Genomic DNA, 19664 nt, shown 5'->3' on the forward strand with positions numbered 1-19664 from the left:
CCAGCTCATTATTCTAAACACCCTCAACTTTACAGTTGAGGGTGTTTTTTTTATGGGAAATTTAAATACACAGACAAAGAATCCGAAAATATTAAGGCGACGTAAGCAGCAATTAATTAACAAAAATATCTAATCAATAAATAAGGTTATTCTGTAGCAAGATTTTTTAATAAAAAATCTATTTTTCTTCTGAAAATTTCAAACTGATATGTATGATAAATAGAAACTATATGTTATAAATATTGAATAGGCATGATTTTTGCTTGTTTTATGGAATCTAAAATATATGAAATTATCTGTTGGGTTGAAAGTTGCGAATTCTCTATCGTTAACACCTCAATTGCAGCAGGCGATTCGTTTGTTACAACTCTCTAGTTTAGAGCTTGAACAAGAAATTCAGATACAACTAGATAGTAATCCTTTACTTGAAAAAATAGAAGAAGAGTCATTAACAGAAAGTTTGTCTACATTAGAAAGTAAAGACTCAGATGACTTAACAACTGAACTAAATGCAAACCATTTGCCTGATGATTTACCAGTCGATACTGAATGGGATGATATTTATACTCATCAATCGACGGCTTTGGCTACTCCAGAGTTTGAAGAGCGAGAGGATAATCGCCAAGTTCAATTATCTTTAAAAGAACATATTCTAGAACAAGTTAATCTTCTGCATTTTTCTAAAATAGATCAATTAATTGCTTACTGTATTGTTGATGCATTAGATGATAAAGGATTCTTGGATGCTGAATTAGAGGAAATTATTTTAGCATCACAGCAATTATTGAATGAAATGGATATCGAGGAAGAGATAGAGGAAGATGAAGTTTTAGTTGTTTTAAAACATATTCAAAGACTTGATCCATTAGGAATTGGTTCACGTAATTTAGCTGAATGTTTAAAGATACAGCTCGAATTTTTATCGAAAGACGTTGAATATTTAAACGAGGCAAAAAGCCTATTACAATATTATGAACTTTTAATAGCAAATGATCTAAATAAATTACTCAAGCAGACAGGTCTAACGAAAGATCAATTGAAGTTTGCAATCAATCTTTTAAAAACATTAAAACCCTATCCTGGTATGGACTTTGATAAAGAAGAATCAGACTATCAAATTCCAGATGTGGTGGTTTCTAAAAAAGATTTACACTGGCAGGTTCAACTAAATCCAGATGTGCTGCCTAAATTAAGAATTAATAGTTTTTACTCTAGTATGATTCGTAGAGCAGATCAAAGTGAAGACAATTTATATTTACGTAATCAGATGCTTGAGGCAAAAAACTTTATTAAAAGCATTGATGAGAGACATAAGACGCTATTAAAAGTAGCATCTTGTATTGTTGAGCATCAAAAAGCTTTTTTGGAGATAGGTGCTGAAGCAATGAAACCGCTGGTTCTCCGAGATGTTGCTGAAGAGGTAGAATTGCATGAATCTACAGTTTCTCGTGTAACAACAAATAAGTATATGCTTACTCCACGCGGCCTTTTTGAGTTGAAATATTTTTTCTCTAGTCATGTAGGCACTACTGCGGGAGGTGAGGCTTCTTCTACTGCAATTCGTGCCATGATTAAAAAACTTGTAGCAAGTGAAAATCCATGTAAACCATTGTCAGATAATGTAATTGCTACATTATTAAAAGATGAGGGAATTGAAGTGGCGCGACGTACCGTCGCAAAATATCGAGAATCGTTACATATTCCTTCATCGTCTGAAAGAAAAGTCTTGATCTAAATTTTGAAGTATGGCTATTCTAGAGATTCATTATGACGAAATAATGAAATTTCATTTTCACCAAGAGGAGTAGCTAAAATGGTTTAATTGTCCCAATTTATCTTTTTGATAACATTAAATCGTTTTAGTTCTTCTTTAGATAACCTAAAAAAGGTGAGGGATAGAATTATGCAAATAACGATTCGTGGTCATCATTTAGCAATTACACCAGCTATAGAAGAAAATATTAAATCAAAATTTAATCAATTAACGAAGCACCTAGATCAGGTGAACAGTATGCAGATTAAATTAACAAAAGATCATCAAATTGATAAGCGCTCTCATAAGGGCAGTTCAAATCATGTTGCAGAGGCTATTGTAAGATTGCCGGGGATTGAGTTGTTTGCTCAGGCAACTGCTGATGATATGTATACTTCAATTAAAAAATTGACTGAAAAATTAAAAAGACAATTATTAAGATATCGAAAAATGCAATGTACTTATTCGCAAGTTACTGTTTCTGTTTAATAAGTTTTTTGAAGTTAAGAGAGGCTTGAAAGATAGCCTCTTTTTTATTGATAAAATATAAACACGTACTGAATTCTTGGAAAAAGTTATAGTAAAATACTCCGTTTTACCCCTTAGGTTGTGTCAGAGGTCTTTGCAATGAATAGTGAACAGCTCACTCAAATTTTAAAAGAAGCTTTCCCTGTAGCGGAAGTGGCGGTGAGCGGACAGGCCGGAAAATTTGACCTCCGTATAGTGGATGATCAATTTGAAGGTAAGCGTACAGTGGCTCGTCAACAGTTAGTTTATGCACCATTAAATACTTATATTGCAAGTGGGGAAGTTCACGCGGTAACAATTCGTGCAATGACCAAAGATGAATGGCGTAAAGCAAGCCTTTTCGGAGCTTAAATATTAATGGATAAATTTTTAATTACGGGTGGTGTTAAGCTCGAAGGTGAAGTGCGCATTTCTGGTGCTAAAAATGCGGCTTTACCCTTACTTGCTGCAACTATTCTTGCAGACTCTCCAATTACAATAACCAATGTTCCAAATCTTAAAGATGTTAATACGTTGGTAAAGCTAATTGGTGGATTAGGGGTAACGATTGGCTATGAAAATGACACAGTAAAAGCAGATACCTCTACTTTAGATAATCAGTTTGCACCTTACGAACTAGTAAAAACAATGCGTGCCTCAATTTTGGTTTTAGGACCACTATTAGCACGTTATGGTAATGCTAAAGTTTCTTTACCAGGTGGTTGTGCGATTGGTTCAAGACCTGTGGATCAGCATTTAAAAGCTTTAGAAGCTTTAGGTGCACATATTGAAGTTGAAAATGGTTATGTCCATGCTTCAGTTGATGGTCGCTTAAAAGGCGGTGAAGTTGTTTTTGATATGGTGACTGTTGGCGGTACCGAAAACATCTTAATGGCAGCAGCATTGGCAGAAGGTGTTACGACTATTCGTAATGCAGCACGTGAACCTGAAATCACTGACCTTGCTCAAATGTTAATTAAAATGGGTGCCAAGATTGAAGGTCTTGATACAGATACTCTTGTTGTAACTGGAGTAGAAAGTTTGCACGGCTGTGAATATGCTGTTGTTGCTGATCGTATTGAAACAGGTTCTTATTTAGCTGCTGCTGCAATTACGGGTGGACGTATAAAAACAACTCATACGGATCCGGCATTGCTTGAGTCTGTTCTAGATAAGTTTGAAGAAATGGGTGCTGAAGTCACTCGTGGTGATGACTGGATTGAACTTGATATGTTGGGTAAACGTCCTAAAGCTGTAAGTTTTAGAACTTTGCCACATCCAGAGTTTCCAACCGATATGCAAGCACAACTGATGGCTGTAAATGTTATTGGTCGTGGATTTGCGACAATCTCTGAAACGATCTTTGAAAATCGTTTTATGCATGTTCCTGAATTGTCACGAATGGGCGCTAATATTCAGGTGGAAGGTCACGATGCTGTTGTAACCGGAGTTGAAACCTTACAGGCAGCACCTGTTATGGCAACAGATTTACGTGCTTCATTCTCTTTAGTTCTGGCTGCTTTAGTTGCAGAGGGTGATACCTTAATTGATCGTATCTACCATATTGACCGTGGTTATGAACATGTCGAAGAGAAGCTTCAAGGTTTAGGTGCCAAAATTAAGCGAGTAAGTTAATGAATGATGTAAGAAACGATGATCCTAATTTTGATGTGATGGGTAATTTTGATCATGGTTTGACCTTGGCATTAAGTAAAGGGCGTATCTTAAAAGAGACGTTACCTTTATTGGCTACAGCGGGTATTAATTTGCTCGAAGATCCGGAAAAGTCTCGTAAGCTCATTTTCCCTACTACGCATAAGCAAGTACGTATTTTGATTTTACGTGCATCTGATGTACCGACCTATGTAGAAAATGGTGCAGCAGATATAGGTGTAGCAGGTAAAGATGTATTGATGGAGCATGGTGCTCAGCATGTATATGAGTTGCTTGACCTGCAAATTGCTAAATGTAAGTTAATGACTGCTGGCAAAGTAGGCATGGAGCATCCAAAGGGTCGTCTAAAAATTGCCACGAAATATGTCAATCTTACACGTCAGTATTACGCAAGCTTAGGTGAGCAGGTTGATGTTATTAAGCTCTATGGTTCTATGGAGCTTGCACCTTTGGTTGGTTTAGGCGATTACATTGTAGATGTGGTTGATACTGGTAATACTTTAAGAGCAAATGGTCTTGAGCCATTAGAAGAGATTTGCAAAGTATCTTCTCGATTAATTGTAAATAAAGCCAGTTTTAAACGTAAACAAACTTTGTTAAATCCAATCATTTCACAGCTTGAGCAAGCTGTTCAATCACGTTAAAAGCAATTTCCCATCATGCTTTTGCGATAGTTAAGCCAGATGATGCCCACAAGCGCTTAGAAAAAGAGTAAACTTACTTTTTCTTTTTCGCCTTGTGGGTAAATTGATGCGACGTTTATCGACTCAAGATCAGAACTTCAAACAGGTTTTTGCTGAGCTTTTAGCATTTGAAACCGTGAATGATCTTAATTTAGTGCAAACAGTAGATCAAATTATTGCTGATGTTCGTCAGCATGGTGATGATCATGTTTTAAAGCTTACTCAACAGTTCGATCGACATCCTGCACATCAATTTTCAGATTTAGAATTATCTCAAGAACAACTTAAAACTGCTTTTGATAATTTAAGCCCAGAAATTCGTGATGCTCTAGAGTTAGCCGCAAAGCGTATTCGTACATTTCATGAAGCTCAGAAACAAGATAGCTGGACTTATATAGATGACTTGGGCAATACACTAGGACAAAAAGTTACGCCTTTAGACCGTGTCGGTATTTATGTGCCTGGTGGTTTGGCCTCTTATCCATCTTCAGTTCTAATGAACGCTGTACCAGCTCATGTTGCGGGTGTACCTGAAATTATTATGGTTGTTCCTGCACCAAATGGTGAGTTAAATCCATTGGTTCTTGCCGCAGCTTATCTTGCGGGAGTTAGCCGGGTATTTACCATTGGTGGGGCACAGGCTGTAGCAGCTTTGGCTTATGGTACACATACCATTCCACCTGTAGATAAAATTACTGGTCCGGGGAATCGTTTTGTAGCAGCTGCTAAACGTGCTGTATTTGGTCAAGTCGGCATCGATATGATTGCTGGACCTTCTGAAATTTTGGTATATGCAGAAGGTGAGAATAATGCAGATTGGTTAGCGATGGATGTTTTATCCCAAGCTGAACATGACACAGTGGCTCAAGCTATTTTCATTACTCCTGATGAAGCTTTACTCAATGCAGTAGAGTTGGCAATTGAAAAGCATTTAAATGAATTGCCAAAAGCAGATATTGCGCGAACTTCAATTGAAAACCGTGGTGCTTTGGTATTAGTTAAAAACCGTGCAGAAGCAATTGAGTTGATTAATCAGGTTGCACCAGAGCATTTAGAGCTGTGCTTAGATGATGCCGAAGCGATGAGCGAAGATATTCGTCATGCTGGAGCAATTTTCATGGGACGTTATACACCTGAAGCAATCGGTGACTATTGTGCGGGTCCAAACCATGTATTACCGACATCTGGAACTGCTCGTTTTTCTTCTCCTTTAGGCGTTTATGATTTCCAAAAACGTTCGAGCCTAATTATGTGCTCGAAAGATGGGGTTAAAACCTTAGCTAAAACAGCCGACATATTAGCTGTTCAAGAGAATTTAGATGCTCATGCACGCTCAGCACGCTATCGTTATCAATAATCTTATAAACCTTGTAGTTTTTTAATTATTACTCAGGGCTGATTTTCAGCCCTTTTTTGAGATAAGACCATGACTTTATCTACAGCACAAATGCGCTTTTGGAGTCCAGAAGTTCGTGAATTAGAGCCTTATGTTCCTGGTGAACAGCCTAAAATTCAGAATTTATTGAAACTTAATACGAATGAAAATCCATATCCGCCATCACCAAAAGTAGTTGAAGCAGTTCAAGCTGTTTTAACTCAGCAAGCTGATGCATTGCGTTTATATCCAGACCCAGATGCTACAGCTTTAAAGCAAGCAATTGCTAAGCAACAGAATATTGAGATTTCTCAAGTTTTTGTGGGTAACGGCTCAGACGAAGTACTTGCTCATATTTTTAAAGCATTTTTCCTTCAAGATGAACCGATTCTTTATCCAGATATTACTTATAGTTTTTATCCAGTTTATAGTCAGTTCTTTGGAACAAAAACTAAAGAAATTCCACTTAATGAGAATTTCGAGATAGAAGCTAAGGACTATATACAACCAAATGGCGGGATTGTTATTACAAACCCTAATGCACCAACCAGTATTGCAATGGGTTTGCCTGATATCGAGCAAATCTTAAAAGCAAATCCAGATCGGGTGGTGGTGATCGATGAGGCTTATGTTGATTTTGGAGCAGAATCCGCAGTTGGTCTTGTAAATCGCTATGAGAATTTGGTTGTTTGTCAAACAACTTCGAAGTCTCGTTCATTAGCTGGTTTGCGTGTCGGTTTTGCAATCGCTCAACCACATTTAATTGCGGCGCTTGAAGCTGTCAAAAATAGTTTTAATTCATATCCTATTGACCGTTTTGCAATTGCAGCAGCGGTAGCTTCTTTTGAAGATCAGGCTTATTTTGAAGAGCAACTTCAGAGAGTTATTTCTAGTCGTGAAAAGCTAGTAGATGACTTAACTGCTTTGGGCTTTAAAGTTTTACCTTCTAAAGCGAACTTTATTTTTGCTTCACACTCAGTCCATGATGCGGGTCAACTCGCACAGCAATTACGTGAACAAGGTATTATTGTACGTTATTTCAATAAGCCTCGTATTAATCAATTTTTGCGTATTACAGTGGGTACTGATGAGCAGAATATGCGTTTAGTGCAAACGTTAAAACAAGATATTCTTTAAGTTTTAATCTGCTGTGCTGTGCTGTTCATCAAGTTCAGCATAGCAGAAATTTTATCAAGGCTTTCTTGATATTCTGCTTCTGCATTTGAGGCAATCGTAATACCACCGCCGGCCCACAAAGAGAGCTGATTTTGATATTGTTGAAAGCTGCGGATAAGAATATTCCAGCGACCGGTTCCATCAAAATTGAAATAACCTAATGTCCCGCAATATGCACCTCTTGCTTCTTCTTCTAATTCTTCAATAATTTGCATTGCCCGAATTTTTGGGGCCCCTGTAATTGATCCTCCTGGTAAAGCAGAGAGCAACATTTGCATAGGGTTGATATCATCTTTAAGAGTCGCAACAATCTCACTGACCATATGATGGACTTGATTAAAACTTTCAATCTCGAATAATTGTGTTGTTTTTACTGACCCTGTATTGGCATAAATGCTCAAATCATTACGTAATAAATCAACAATCATGACATTCTCTGCCTGATCTTTTTGCGAGTTTTTCAAAGTTTGTTTAGAAATAAAATCTTTTTCGATATTCTCATATCGAGGCATAGTTCCCTTAATCGGTCTGGTCTTGATTTGTTTATTTTGATTGAACTCAATGAAAAGCTCAGGGGAACAACTTAATAGCTCAAATTGATCTAATTTTAAATAACCTGCATATGGTGCATTAGTAAGATTCCATAAATCTTCTGCTTTATTTAATAATGACCCTATGAAAGAGGTTTTAAATTCTTGGGTTAAATTAATTTGATAACAATCACCCGCTTTAATATATTCTTGTATTTTATAAAAGGCTTCAAAATATTGTTCTTTAGACCATCTTGGTTGAATAGAATTCTTTAATTCAAATATATTTTTAGAATTATTGACAATAGTAGTCTCTAATTCTTTTTCAATATATGTGACGAGATCAAGAGCGTTTTCTTCATCGCTAAAAAAATACCAGTCATTATCTATATATTTTAAAAAAGAACGATATTGGCCTAAGAATAAAGATGGCTGTATATGATTCTGACCGTTAATAAATTGATTTGCTGAAAAATCATAACTAATAAAACCAATGTAGCCACCGTTAAAACTTGTTATTGATTTACTATCCTTATTTTCTTTTAAATTATTTTCTTTAAGTTGAATAAAATCTAATAACTGATTCGATTTTGATATATTTTTATATTCATTAAGATTCTGACGTTGAAAAACTAAATTATTTTTATTTTGAATAAGAATATATTGTTGAGGAAGAAAACCAATAATAGGGTTTTTATTGTCATTTAAATAAATGAGCCCAGTTAATCCTTGTAATTTTTTTAAAATCTCGGCAGCATTTTTACTATGTAATGAGATTTTTTTCTTTAACTGAGACATTTTTAAATAAGAGAGTAGTTAATGAGGGAAATATTAGTTTACTACAACTTCTGGATCGTCAGGGAGAAGACTTATGAAGGAGATACTTTTTGCTGATAAAATAGTCGAATTTTAGTGTGGGATTGAAGTTTTATTTGGAAGCTAAAAGCGAAATAAATTGGGTGTACCGTTTGTCGGGTAGTTGGCAAAAAATGCACAACACTAGTTGAACAAAAAGTAACGTAGATGTAATTTAGTAATTGCTAAGCAAAACTACTCAAGGATTGGAAGTTTCGGTTGCTATATAAAGAAAAATGCAACTTGAGACAATGAGAGTGGTTAAAGTCAAAAAATAAATGCTCTTGGGAGAGTGCTCAATGAAAATGTTCACTAAACTTGCTTTAGTTTCTTCTTTAGCTATCAGTGCAAATGCAATGGCAATGCAGTCAATGGACGATGCTGCACTAAGCGCTGCTACAGGTCAAGATGGTATTAACATCGGTATTGCTTTAGGTACTGGCGGTATTTCTATCGATAAATTATTTATTCATGACAACGATGGTTTGGATCCTGCTACTGGTATTACTGGTGCTGCAGCAACTGCGGGTGCGATTACAATTACGGGTACAGCTGCAACTAATGGTAAAGCGATAACTGTTACACAGGTTGATCAAACTGCTAATTTGTTAGACCTTAAAATTGATAGCGTTGGTGCTTCAGGTACAAATGGCGCATTTTTAAATATTGCAGCAAATGTGGGCGCTGTTAATGTTAAAATCGGTTCTATTGGTGTTGGTTCTTCAGGTACTTTGAACGAAACTACTGCTGTACGTGGTATTACAGAAGCAGCTCCAACTGAAATTCTCTCGGGTTTAGATTTATCTTTAGGCGCGATTTCAGCTAATGTTCAGTTAGGTGCTACCCCACAAGGTGCAATGATTAAGGTAAATTCAAGCTTACAAGGTGGTTTAACGCTTTCTAACCTAGGCATCAATGATGCTGCAGGTGGTGGGCAAATCGTCTTAGATAAAGTTATGGTTCGTGGTGCTGGTAATACAACTGGTAACTTAGATGTGAATGCAGATATTTCTGTTGTACCAACTGGCTTGAAAATTCAAAATAATAGTACCCAAGGCATGAACGTATATGCACAGGGTATTCGTTTAGGTTCTAATACTGCTGCTTCAATAGGTGATGTTGAAATCCAAGGTATTAATGTTGGTACTTCTACAATTACAATTTCTGGTCACTAATTTATAAAGTTTAAAATTAAAAAAGCGCGTTTAGTACGCGCTTTTTTATTGAATGAAAATTGAAAATAATTTTATATATTTGTTTAACATAAAATTATTATACAAATGGTTAATATATTAAAAGTGGCGACAGTTAAAAATGAGAGCTAGTTAACGGTTTAATTAGAGTAGAACTATGCGTTCATCAAAAAGATTAAAAAAAAGCTGTTTTTTACAAAAAAACAAGGTATCTTCAAGTCACAGGGATGTAGAGCTATTGCTCTAAGAATAAAATGAATAAGGCCAGTTAGGCCACCATTTAGACCAAGTGCTTATGTTAGAGATAGTTTTAGGCTCAGCATTGATGTATTACTTTGCGACAGAAGCCTTCGAAATAGAAAAAAAGCCGCCGGGAACTGTTTATTACACAGAGACTGCCGATTCACGTAATTTATCTTTTCGCCGAAATCATATTGAACCCGTTACGATTAGACCTGCGATAGAGGATCAATTTCGCGGTATTGTTCGACAAGCATATGATTATAGCTGTGGTTCGGCTGCACTTACTACTTTGTTAAATGGCTATGTGGGCACTAGCTTGACTGAGCAACAAACGATGAGCGGCTTGCTTCAGTATGGTGAATATCAACGGATTATTGAACGCCGCAGCTTCTCACTACTTGATATGAAGCGTTTTGTGACTGCTATTGGTTTAGATAGTGGTGGTTACCGAGGGGAGTTCTCTGATTTAGTTAAATTAGGTCAGCCTGCAATTGTTCCCATTTCATATGCTGGATTTAAACATTTTGTCGTATATAAAGCCTATAAAGATGGACGAGTCTATGTTGCTGACCCAGCATTAGGGAATATCAGCTTTGATGAAAATCGCTTTAAAGAAATTTGGGATAATAATACTTTATTTGTTATTTCTGTTCCTGAATCGCAACGTAAAGACTTATTGGCATTAAAAGATGCAGATATGCGTCATGTGGAAGATGCAACTGTTAACCGTTATGCCTTTGTTGATGTGCAATATCCAACATTTAATTATGACCGTTTGGCAAATAAAGCCTCAACAATGCGACGGGTTTTGGATAATGACAGCCATTCTTCAAATCATAATCAGCCGATAGAAACTTTTATGCGTCTTTATTACAAACGTAAGTAATGAATTTTTGATCTAGTAAAATAAATAAATTGGGTGGAAGGAATATGAATAATCGATGGATGAAGATGAGTGTATTGGCCTTAAGTATGAGTGCCATTACAGGAACAATCTATGCAAAGGATCAAGTTGCACAAACGGAAGTTCAAAATACTGTAGTTGTTTCTGAACCGAATACGGCATCAGAAGTAATGCCAGCCACAGATTCAGTTCAAGATGGAAGTGCAATTTCATCTACAGACGTGGTAACTAGTGATCCTGTAATAGCAAATACTGGAGCTAATCAAGCTGCTACCGCTTTACAGAAAAAAGAAGGGGATGCTAGTCAAGAGACAAACTTACAAGAAGTATTTACCTCGAATGAACGACAATATTCGTTAATTAAAAGAGGGGAAATTTCTACATATTATGATCTAGATTACACCTATTACCGCGATAGTATTTTGGATTTAGCACTAGCTGATGATAATTCTAGTATTAGTCGATTAAGCATTAGGGAAGATGCTCAACATACATTGACCAACAGTTTTACAGCTCAATATGGCGTTTTAGATAATTTAACACTTTCAGCAACAGTACCTCTAGTTGCTAAATCTGATATTAATAGTGATTCAACTACTGCAGGATTGGGTGATATTTCTCTGGGTGCACGTTGGGAACCTTTTCCACTTAAACAAGGACGCTTACCCTTAGTCTTGTTTGGTAGCTTATCTAGTAAAACTGGTGATAGTCCTTACGAAGTTGGTCAAAATGAGCTTTCAACTGGTAAAGGCTATTACTCAGCAGGTGTAGGCGCGAGTACTCGTAAATACATTGATCCAGTTGTTTTGTTTGCCTCTGCCTCTGCCAATTATGGTTTTAAAGAGTCTGGTTTAAATCAGGTACGTGGTAATCGTATTCTAGAATCTTTCGACCCTGGAATTAGTGGCGGCTTCTCTTTCGGTTTTGCTTATTCATTTAACTATGATGTGTCGTTAACCATGTCATATCAGCAAAGCTTCAACTTAAATTCTGAATTCCAATTTGCGAATGGTGAATCATATCAGTCGCCAGATCAGAGTAGTGCAATGATGGCTTTTGCCTTAGGTGTACGTGTTTCACCTGATACGATTGTTAATGGTACAGTTGGCTTTGGTTTAACCGAGGATGCACCAGATGTCTCACTTGGTCTATCGTTCCCGTTAGATATTTTAGGTTTTAATAAAAAACAAAAATAAGGAGATAGGCAGGTGAAATATCCTAAATTATGTCCTCTAACGGCAGCAATTGTGATCTCTGGTGTTTCTAGCTTTGCCAATGCTCAATTAGGACAAAACCTAGCTGTTGATATTCGTTCACTATCAATGGGGAATGCCGTAACTGCAGATCCGCCAGGGATCAGTGCAGTTCATTTTAACCCTGCAGCATTAGCTAAGATTGATGGCCTGCAAACCGATGTACAGGGTATTTTAGCTAATTTTGATATCCAGCGAGAATTTTCAGCGCCACCTGGTTATAACGTTTTTGGTTATTCAGATGATCCTCTAGTTTGTAATGATGGTCCGGAAGTTACTGCTAATATTTGTACAGACTTTAAAGGGCCTGTACGTGGCGATGTGGAATATGCCAGCTTATATGTGCCTATTCTTAAAAAAATGGTTGATTTAGGAGCAGGTTATCCACTCGTTGCTCCTACAGCAGGAATTGCTTATAAGCCTCCAGGGTCGAAAGTAACCTATGCAACAGCAGTATATGCACCATTGGTAGCAGGTTTTGGTGCAGAAAATGGTAATGCTGGTAACTATATGGGGCAACAAGTTGCTGTAGAGCGAATCACATATTTATCCCCATCTTTTGGTTACCAAGTTAATGACCATTTATCAATTGGTGCTTCAATTGGAATGTCATATAACGCACTAGCATTAAAAACAGATCTTCGTTTTCCGAATGAGATGATTGGTGTCTTACGCATGGTTGATGAAGTGGTTTGTGCGCCATTTAAGAATAATAATGACATGATTACTGATCTATTATTATTTGGGATGTGTAATGCTCAGGAAGGTATGAACCCATTTAATAAAATGGGAGCCTTACAAGTTTCCATGGAGCAGTCTTTAAGTCCAAGTTATAACTTGGGCTTGCTGTGGGAGCCGACAGATGATTTTGGCTTCGGTATGGTCTACCAAAGCTCAGCCAAGATGCGTATGAAAGGCAAATACATGATTGATAATGCTAAAGCGCCTCAAGAATTGGTACGCGGGCTGAACTCATCTGCGACCGGACAAATTTTAGCTCGAATTCTAGGCTTGCCTGGGTATGTACCTGATATTGAATCAGGTTTAGTAGCTATGGATTTAGAATATCCTGCACATTTTCAGGCAGGTATTAAATATAAGATTTTACCAGATTTACAAGTAAACTTTGATGTTGGATGGACTGATTATTCAGCATGGGATAAATTTAAGTTTGAGTTTGATCGCCAGATTTCATTACTTAAAGTTGCAAAACTATTATCTAATGATGTGACAGATAGCTCTTTAGCATTGCCATTAAAATTTACTTCACCATGGAGTTGGGGAGTCGGCATCGAGTATTCGGCAACGGATCGTTTAAAATTACGAGCAGGTTATGAGCCCCGTGCTAGTGCTATTCCTGATGACAAACGTAATACCATGGTTCCAATTAATAATGCGCAATTGTTTGGTTTAGGATTGGGGTATCGTTTTGATACAGATACTGACCTAGACCTTTCAGTTGGTTTTTTGCGCAGTCGAGATAATATTCCAGCATGTACGAGTACTTTATCGAATAAATGTGGTGTCGATAATATTTTATTAAATCCTTATGCTGGTTTAGATGTAAAAACAAATACTAAAATTACAGTGCTTGGTTTGAGTTACAGAACAAAATGGTAAGACAATATAAATGGATGTTTCGGCCTAAATTTGCTATTTCAATTTTATGTATTGCGATAGCAAATGTTTCTATATCTTATGCAGACGGTTTCTATACGATTATCGGCCCAGATGGTCGTCCTATGATTGTGCCTACTAAAAGAGTTGATCAAAAAAAACAGTCTATCCCTCAAATAAAAATACAACCTCAAAATTCACCAGATAAGACGGTAATTCTTCCTGCTCAAAAAAATTATAAAGAAAAAGAGCAAATTAAAGATTTACCGAAAAAATTAGAACAACAAGTAGAAAATAAATTAAATACTGCACCAACTGCACCAACTGCACCAACTGCACCAACTGCACCAACTGCACCAACTGCACCACAAAAAACTCAGAAGAATACTAAGTCTGTCTCAGTAGAAAGTAGTGAGTTAAAAACGCCTATTAAAAAAAATAAAAATCTTGAAAATGTAAAAGTTCAAACGGCATCTAAGAACGAATGGCAAAAACAGTTGCTTTTAATTCCACCACCGATAAAAAGTACTTCGCAAGCTTCCCCAGCGCCAACTTCTACACAAGATAAGTCTAAATTTACTACTATCGATGGCGTAGAATATGTAAATAATGAATATCTTGAAGATCAGGAGTTTAATCTTGAAGGAAAAAAACGTTTTTATCTGGTGCCAGATGGCTTAGGAAGAACCGAATCAGTAGAGCGGAAGAAAGGCGTAAGCCGATCAACGTTAGATCAGCTTTTTAATCGCCATACTCAAGATAAAGAGTCTACAGTTGTATTAGCACCAACATATATGCGTTTATCTTCGAAAGAGTTAGTAGCAGCTTTTGAACAAGATCAATGTTTTATTAAGGGTTATAACAAGTCAATTAGGACGCTTAGTATAAATAAGGAAGTAAATGTATGGCCAAGAAAACCATTGAAAGAAAAGTTTGAGTATGAGTTGATTAAGCTTGATCCCTCAATCCAACATTTAAAAATTATGTCGTTCGCTGCTAGTAATGAGAAACCTTTATATTATTGGCCTTTAGCTGTTTTTTTAGATGACAAAGGTTGTATTTTAGAGGGAGTAAGTGGATTTAAGAGTAAATCTTATCCTTCTACCATGTTACAACATGCATCAATTCAAGGCGTTTTAAAAGTACCACCATCAGCACATTACATGATGATGACACCTTTATCCTCTGCCGTAGATGTTGCAGAAACTGAGTTATCGAATCAAGGACAAATTCAAATTTCCGTATTACGTTAAAAATAAGTAGGGTATCTAATGAATAAAAAAGTTTTATGGCCTTTTGCATTAACCACATTAGCGATTATGCTAAATGGATGTGGTGGTGGTGGTTCCACAATAAATGAGAATCCTACAAACGGATCAGGAGGAGCTACCGCTAATGGAAGTTGTTCTGTAACAAGCAGTGATTGTCTACAATTTTCTTTAGATTACCCAATTGCTGGTATGAATTTTACATGTAGTAGTGCAGCGAATCTAAGCTTTGTTACTAAGGCTTCAGGTAATAGTGTTATTGGATCTTGTAAAGCTGGAGATACTGCTAATTTTTATTTGCAAGATGCCAAAACTACAAGAAAAATTGAACTAGGCTCTGTCAAGCTGGACACTGTTTCAAAAATTCAGATGACTGTTCCACCGCGTTTGAAAGTCATGGATATGGCTATCGGATTAACTGGGCAAAATCCAACTTCACTTAGCCAAAATGATCCTACAGTTCGGGTTGCAATGGCCTTGGTAAAATTATTTCAAAGCATTGGTCTGGAGCGTGGTGATAATGTTGCTGGTGATTTGCAGCCAACACAATTTACCGATGATAAGAAAAATACTTTAAATATTTTGGTTCAAAATATTACAGCTACAGAATGGAAAAATGGGGCTTATGCCAATATTTTGAAATCTTGGTTAGATTTAAGCAAGGTGTCAGATGAGCAAGCTTTTGAACTGGTAACACAATTAGCAAACTTAAGTTTAGTGGGACTATATCAGTCTGATTATATTACTTTAGCTCCGCCTAATTTGATATCTGAAAATTTTTATGGATGTAATCTAACTAATTTGGCGGATTGCCCGAAAAATGGGGCTAATACTCAACATGTTTTTGGTAATTTATTCTTACTATCTGATCGTCAAGGATATACATTTGGTTATGGTTTACAGTGGAAAGGAACAAGTACAATCACAAGCCAGCTAGCAATTAGTGCAGTATTAAATGTTTTGACGAAATCAAAACCAACCCAAATGATTGCAAATGCGCAGACTACTTGGCTTGATCCAATACAAACCGAAATTAAATCAACACAACCATTCCGTTTAAAAACTTCTAGTAATGCAAATGAAGATTTAGTGATTTATCAAGGCAAATTATTAAATGATTCACTTATTGCAGGACGTGATAGTTCATATTTAGCTTTGACGAATACTAAAACCCCTAATCCTCAGCAGTATGCTTTATGGAAACAGAGTGTTGATAACCAAAACTATAATGGTTCTATGGATATTTATAAGGTAAGTCCTGCAAGTTATTTGTCTAGTCAGATTTTTAAAACTGCTAAGAACGTCAAATCTGGCCAAACTTATATTTTCCCATTATATGCAACTCTAAACTTTAAATTTGATACAGCAGGAATTGCACCTATTGATTTGGGTATTGTCATTGATGAGAATGGGAATATTAGAACAGATATTAAACCCGAAGCTACTGCAACAGATATGTCTGGTCAGTGTGGAGTAGTTTCAAATACGAGTTTAATTGATAACAATGGAGTTCAGCAATACAGAATTGGCACAACTGGAGGAACAGAGTCGGCAACCAATGATAAGTCAATTACAGTAAGAATGATTTTTGGTGTGCCTGAATTAGGGAATTTAAATGGTATTGTAGCTGGCCTAAATTCAAATGTAGTTCAAAATACTTCTCAAACTGGTAGTCAAACATTAATTGTAAGTGGTGCAAAAATTAATGTTGCTAATCTATTACAGGGGCAGACCAGTGGTGCAAACCTTACTACTTATGATAACAAGACAGTTTCATGGTTAAATCCATATGCTTTTTATCAACAGGTATATAATAATATTAAAGATATTTCACCGGCTCCGACTGAAGCTGAAAAGGCTTTAGGTCAGCGTATGGCAGGAACCGTGACACTTAGAACAGCTAATTGCTATCAGATTAAAACTAAATCTTAAACTAGTGAATATAAAAAGACCGCTATGCGGTCTTTTTTATTATCTAATTGATTAACCCGTTTTGTCTAAACGAGTACCCAAAGTTTCAAGATGTGTTGGGAACACTTGTTTTTTACGATCTTCAAAATAATGTCTTAGTGTGTGCTCAACGCTAGGGAAGGCTAGTTCTCCCCATGGAATTTCATGCTCTTCAAATAGACGACTCTCGATACTTTCTTCACCTGCACCAAAAATTCCATCTTTCAGCTGTGCTTTAAACAACACATAAATTTGGCCAATACGAGGAATATTGTACATACAATAAAGTTGTTCTATTTCTATCTCGGCTTCTGCTTCTTCACGAGTTTCGCGTGCTGCACCTTGTTCCATGGTCTCGAACAACTCCATATAACCAGCAGGCAATGTCCATAAACCATAACGAGGTTCAATCGCACGACGACAGAGTAATACTTTGTCTTCCCATAACGCTAAGGCACCGCAGATTACTTTGGGATTTTCATAATGAATATTGCCACAATGAGTACAAACACGGCGTACTTTATGATCACCTAAAGGAATTTTTTGTTCGGTTTTATGCCCACACGCTACACAGAAACTCATAATTATCATCGAGTATAGAGATGCCTCAGCATAACTGAATTTTTAGACTTACGCATCAACTCTATTCCCTAAGTTTATTTTTCAGATATGATGCAAAGAGAGACAGAATAATAGGTGAATGGTATGGAAGAGCACTTGCTAACACAAAAGTTACAGCAAAGATTGCGCTTTTCCACCCGCATACAAGAAGCACAAGCAGCAGTACTGATTGCTATTACAAATGAAAATGATCCTAAGGTATTGCTTACACGCCGTTCAATACATATGAACAACCATGCGGGGGAAGTTTCTTTTCCGGGTGGAAAGCGTGACCCCAGTGATACCAGTAATATCGTTGTAGCGCTAAGAGAAGCTCAGGAAGAGACTGCTTTAAATCCTTTTGATGTGCAGTTGCTCGGCGATTTGCCAATGCAACGTGCAAGAAGCGGGCTATCTGTAAAACCTATCGTTGGGCTTATTCCTCCAGAGGTTCACTTAATACCTCAGCCTACTGAAATAGATCGAATTTTTTTTGTGCCTTTGCAAGAATTAATTGATACAAGACCCATGCCTTATGAAGTACGTTATGCCCATCAATCTTTATACTTTCCAAGTTTACAGATTGATAATGAAATTATTTGGGGTTTAACTGCTCGTATGTTAGTTGCTCTGTTTAAATATGGATTGGGTTATCAGAAAGAGTGGCCATTTTTACTCAACTCACCAACATTTGGTATACCAAAATTTTCTCATAAGAATAAATGATCAGGATTGATAAATTATGATGTATAGCTATCAAGGACAGCACCCAAAAGCATTATATGAACCATGGGATGGCTGGGTTGCTCCAACTGCAACACTTATTGGGCAGGTGGAACTAGGCCGTCAGGTCAGTATTTGGTTTGGTGCAGTAGTTCGTGCTGATAACTGTGTAGTTCGAATTGGTGATTTCTCTAATATTCAAGAAAATTCTGTCTTACATACCGATGCTGGACTTGAGTTAAATATTGGTGAATATGTCACAGTCGGTCATAAAGTCATGCTGCATGGTTGTACGATTGGTGATAATAGTTTGATTGGCATGAACGCCGTAATTTTAAATCGCGCTGTGATTGGTAAAAATTGTATTATCGGAGCCAATGCCTTAATTCCTGAAGGGAAAGTCATTCCAGATAATTCAGTGGTTATGGGATCGCCCGGCAAAATTGTTAAGACTTTAGATGAAGACGGTGCTGCAAAAATACGGTTGAGTGCATTGCATTATGCTGAACATTTTAAAAGTTATAGTGATTTAAAAGAATTTCACTTTTAACTCTTTTTTAGCAATATATTTTTTATGCCAAGTTAAATCTTAGCATTTTTATTTAGACAGAGAACGACTCGCCTATCAGAGCCGAGTGGGGTATCATAACCCTCGTTTTTAATCTGATTTAATACTAAGGTTGTGCATGAAATTGCTGGCGTTGGAAACTGCAAATGAGCAGTGTTCTATCTCATTAGTCGATGAAACCCAAGAACTGTTTTTTCAACTCGATACGCGGGCGAAAGCACAAACCCAGACCATTTTGCCGATGATTGAGCAGGGGTTACAACAAACAGGTCTTGAGGTTGCTGGTCTGGATGCAATTGCCTTTAGCCGTGGGCCGGGTTCTTTTAGTGGCGTCCGAATTAATGCAGCTGTGACCCAGGCTTTGGCATGGTCACAAGATTTACCCGTTATTCCCGTTTCGAGTTTGCAAGCTTTAGCACAAGCAGCATACCGACTTGAAGGTTTGGAACAGGTGACTGCAGTTCTCGATGCTCGTATGAATGAAGTTTATATTGCAAGTTTTGTTCTAGATGAGCATGGAATTATGCAATGTATTGATGAAGAAAAATTAATGGGCTATGAGCAAGCGACGGCTTATGCAAAACATTGCTTAATTGGTTCAGGTGCAAAGCTCCTTCAAGCTGATGCAGAGCATCAAACAATCACTGCAACTGCACAAGACATTGCTTCTATTGCACGTGTTTATGCAGCACAAAAGCGGTGGGTTGATGCTGAACATGCTTTGCCAGTTTATTTACGTGATGATGCATGGAAAAAAATAGCAGATCAGGGTAAAGCAAAATAAAGGCACTA

At 36.9% G+C, this 19664-nt stretch carries 18 protein-coding genes; 16 read left to right on the plus strand and 2 right to left on the minus strand.

Annotated elements, in window-relative coordinates; all coding sequences use genetic code 11:
• Positions 1-286: 286 nt before the first annotated feature.
• From RMB03_RS04090 to hisC, 7 genes are all read left to right on the plus strand, one after another.
• A complete protein-coding gene (locus tag RMB03_RS04090) occupies positions 287-1735 on the plus strand; it encodes an RNA polymerase factor sigma-54 (RefSeq protein ID WP_205469858.1) in 1449 nt (482 codons plus the stop codon).
• A gap of 168 nt (positions 1736-1903) precedes the next feature.
• Entirely contained in the window at positions 1904-2242 is a 339-nt protein-coding gene (hpf, locus tag RMB03_RS04095) for a ribosome hibernation-promoting factor, HPF/YfiA family (RefSeq protein ID WP_004641296.1), read from the plus strand.
• A gap of 138 nt (positions 2243-2380) precedes the next feature.
• Positions 2381-2632, plus strand: coding sequence for a BolA family iron metabolism protein IbaG (gene ibaG / locus RMB03_RS04100; protein ID WP_004794487.1), 252 nt, complete (start codon positions 2381-2383; stop codon positions 2630-2632).
• A gap of 6 nt (positions 2633-2638) precedes the next feature.
• Entirely contained in the window at positions 2639-3895 is a 1257-nt protein-coding gene (gene murA, locus RMB03_RS04105; RefSeq protein WP_017392396.1) for a UDP-N-acetylglucosamine 1-carboxyvinyltransferase, read from the plus strand.
• Positions 3895-4578: an ATP phosphoribosyltransferase gene (gene hisG / locus RMB03_RS04110; RefSeq protein ID WP_003655841.1), complete on the plus strand. Its 684-nt coding sequence runs from the start codon at positions 3895-3897 to the stop codon at positions 4576-4578. The genes murA and hisG overlap by 1 nt, the downstream gene beginning before the upstream one ends.
• A 106-nt stretch (positions 4579-4684) precedes the next feature.
• Entirely contained in the window at positions 4685-5974 is a 1290-nt protein-coding gene (gene hisD, locus RMB03_RS04115; RefSeq protein ID WP_311074106.1) for a histidinol dehydrogenase, read from the plus strand.
• Between the two features lie 69 nt (positions 5975-6043).
• Positions 6044-7129 carry a histidinol-phosphate transaminase gene (gene hisC / locus RMB03_RS04120; RefSeq protein WP_281833357.1) on the plus strand — a complete coding sequence of 362 codons (1086 nt, stop codon included), beginning with the start codon at positions 6044-6046 and terminating at the stop codon, positions 7127-7129.
• On the opposite strand, the gene RMB03_RS04125 is transcribed toward hisC, so the two are convergent.
• Positions 7126-8496: an anthranilate synthase component I family protein gene (locus RMB03_RS04125; RefSeq protein ID WP_311074109.1), complete on the minus strand. Its 1371-nt coding sequence runs from the start codon at positions 8494-8496 to the stop codon at positions 7126-7128. The genes hisC and RMB03_RS04125 overlap by 4 nt on opposite strands.
• Positions 8497-8852: 356 nt before the next feature.
• On the opposite strand from RMB03_RS04125, the gene RMB03_RS04130 reads away from it, so the two are divergent.
• The 6 genes from RMB03_RS04130 (at position 8853) to RMB03_RS04155 (ending at position 16963) form a co-directional block, all read left to right on the plus strand.
• On the plus strand, positions 8853-9728 hold the full coding sequence (locus RMB03_RS04130) for a DUF6160 family protein (RefSeq protein ID WP_311074111.1): 876 nt from the start codon (positions 8853-8855) through the stop codon (positions 9726-9728).
• Positions 9729-10041: 313 nt separating this feature from the next.
• On the plus strand, positions 10042-10875 hold the full coding sequence (locus RMB03_RS04135) for a C39 family peptidase (RefSeq protein ID WP_017387690.1): 834 nt from the start codon (positions 10042-10044) through the stop codon (positions 10873-10875).
• 44 nt (positions 10876-10919) lie between these two features.
• Complete coding sequence (locus RMB03_RS04140) at positions 10920-12089, plus strand: hypothetical protein (RefSeq protein WP_311074113.1); 1170 nt, start codon at positions 10920-10922, stop codon at positions 12087-12089.
• A gap of 12 nt (positions 12090-12101) precedes the next feature.
• Positions 12102-13766 carry an outer membrane protein transport protein gene (locus RMB03_RS04145; RefSeq protein WP_311074115.1) on the plus strand — a complete coding sequence of 555 codons (1665 nt, stop codon included), beginning with the start codon at positions 12102-12104 and terminating at the stop codon, positions 13764-13766.
• A complete protein-coding gene (gene filE / locus RMB03_RS04150; protein WP_311074117.1) occupies positions 13760-15016 on the plus strand; it encodes a putative pilus assembly protein FilE in 1257 nt (418 codons plus the stop codon). The genes RMB03_RS04145 and filE overlap by 7 nt, the downstream gene beginning before the upstream one ends.
• Before the next feature lie 18 nt (positions 15017-15034).
• A complete protein-coding gene (locus RMB03_RS04155; protein ID WP_311074119.1) occupies positions 15035-16963 on the plus strand; it encodes a protein FilF in 1929 nt (642 codons plus the stop codon).
• Between the two features lie 51 nt (positions 16964-17014).
• Here the strand turns inward: RMB03_RS04155 and RMB03_RS04160 are convergent, their stop codons facing one another.
• Complete coding sequence (locus tag RMB03_RS04160; protein ID WP_198078296.1) at positions 17015-17563, minus strand: NUDIX hydrolase; 549 nt, start codon at positions 17561-17563, stop codon at positions 17015-17017.
• Positions 17564-17677: 114 nt separating this feature from the next.
• On the opposite strand from RMB03_RS04160, the gene RMB03_RS04165 reads away from it, so the two are divergent.
• The 3 genes from RMB03_RS04165 to tsaB all read left to right on the plus strand — a co-directional run bounded on the left by RMB03_RS04165 (position 17678) and on the right by tsaB (position 19656).
• On the plus strand, positions 17678-18307 hold the full coding sequence (locus RMB03_RS04165) for a CoA pyrophosphatase (RefSeq protein WP_080593110.1): 630 nt from the start codon (positions 17678-17680) through the stop codon (positions 18305-18307).
• 19 nt (positions 18308-18326) lie between these two features.
• Positions 18327-18854 (plus strand): gamma carbonic anhydrase family protein, encoded by a 528-nt coding sequence (locus RMB03_RS04170; protein WP_092710212.1) that lies wholly within the window; start codon positions 18327-18329, stop codon positions 18852-18854.
• Positions 18855-18990: 136 nt separating this feature from the next.
• The gene (gene tsaB, locus RMB03_RS04175; RefSeq protein ID WP_311074122.1) at positions 18991-19656 is read left to right on the plus strand and encodes a tRNA (adenosine(37)-N6)-threonylcarbamoyltransferase complex dimerization subunit type 1 TsaB; all 666 of its coding nucleotides are present in this window, start codon (positions 18991-18993) and stop codon (positions 19654-19656) included.
• Positions 19657-19664: the final 8 nt, after the last annotated feature.

Source organism: Acinetobacter sp. V91_7, from assembly GCF_031799075.1.
In the GTDB taxonomy this organism is placed as follows: Bacteria; Pseudomonadota; Gammaproteobacteria; order Pseudomonadales; family Moraxellaceae; genus Acinetobacter; species Acinetobacter calcoaceticus.

Bases quoted from the DNA above. Each gene is read 5' to 3' on its own strand.
- RMB03_RS04130 (WP_311074111.1), top strand. From the start codon at position 8,853: ATGAAAATGTTCACTAAACTTGCTTTAGTTTCTTCTTTAGCTATCAGT.
- RMB03_RS04090 (WP_205469858.1), top strand. From the start codon at position 287: ATGAAATTATCTGTTGGGTTGAAAGTTGCGAATTCTCTATCGTTAACA.
- RMB03_RS04125 (WP_311074109.1), bottom strand. From the start codon at position 8,496: ATGTCTCAGTTAAAGAAAAAAATCTCATTACATAGTAAAAATGCTGCC.
- ibaG (WP_004794487.1), top strand. From the start codon at position 2,381: ATGAATAGTGAACAGCTCACTCAAATTTTAAAAGAAGCTTTCCCTGTA.
- RMB03_RS04135 (WP_017387690.1), top strand. From the start codon at position 10,042: ATGTTAGAGATAGTTTTAGGCTCAGCATTGATGTATTACTTTGCGACA.
- hisD (WP_311074106.1), top strand. From the start codon at position 4,685: ATGCGACGTTTATCGACTCAAGATCAGAACTTCAAACAGGTTTTTGCT.
- tsaB (WP_311074122.1), top strand. From the start codon at position 18,991: ATGAAATTGCTGGCGTTGGAAACTGCAAATGAGCAGTGTTCTATCTCA.
- RMB03_RS04140 (WP_311074113.1), top strand. From the start codon at position 10,920: ATGAATAATCGATGGATGAAGATGAGTGTATTGGCCTTAAGTATGAGT.
- RMB03_RS04160 (WP_198078296.1), bottom strand. From the start codon at position 17,563: ATGAGTTTCTGTGTAGCGTGTGGGCATAAAACCGAACAAAAAATTCCT.
- hisC (WP_281833357.1), top strand. From the start codon at position 6,044: ATGACTTTATCTACAGCACAAATGCGCTTTTGGAGTCCAGAAGTTCGT.
- RMB03_RS04170 (WP_092710212.1), top strand. From the start codon at position 18,327: ATGTATAGCTATCAAGGACAGCACCCAAAAGCATTATATGAACCATGG.
- RMB03_RS04155 (WP_311074119.1), top strand. From the start codon at position 15,035: ATGAATAAAAAAGTTTTATGGCCTTTTGCATTAACCACATTAGCGATT.
- filE (WP_311074117.1), top strand. From the start codon at position 13,760: ATGGTAAGACAATATAAATGGATGTTTCGGCCTAAATTTGCTATTTCA.
- hisG (WP_003655841.1), top strand. From the start codon at position 3,895: ATGAATGATGTAAGAAACGATGATCCTAATTTTGATGTGATGGGTAAT.
- murA (WP_017392396.1), top strand. From the start codon at position 2,639: ATGGATAAATTTTTAATTACGGGTGGTGTTAAGCTCGAAGGTGAAGTG.
- hpf (WP_004641296.1), top strand. From the start codon at position 1,904: ATGCAAATAACGATTCGTGGTCATCATTTAGCAATTACACCAGCTATA.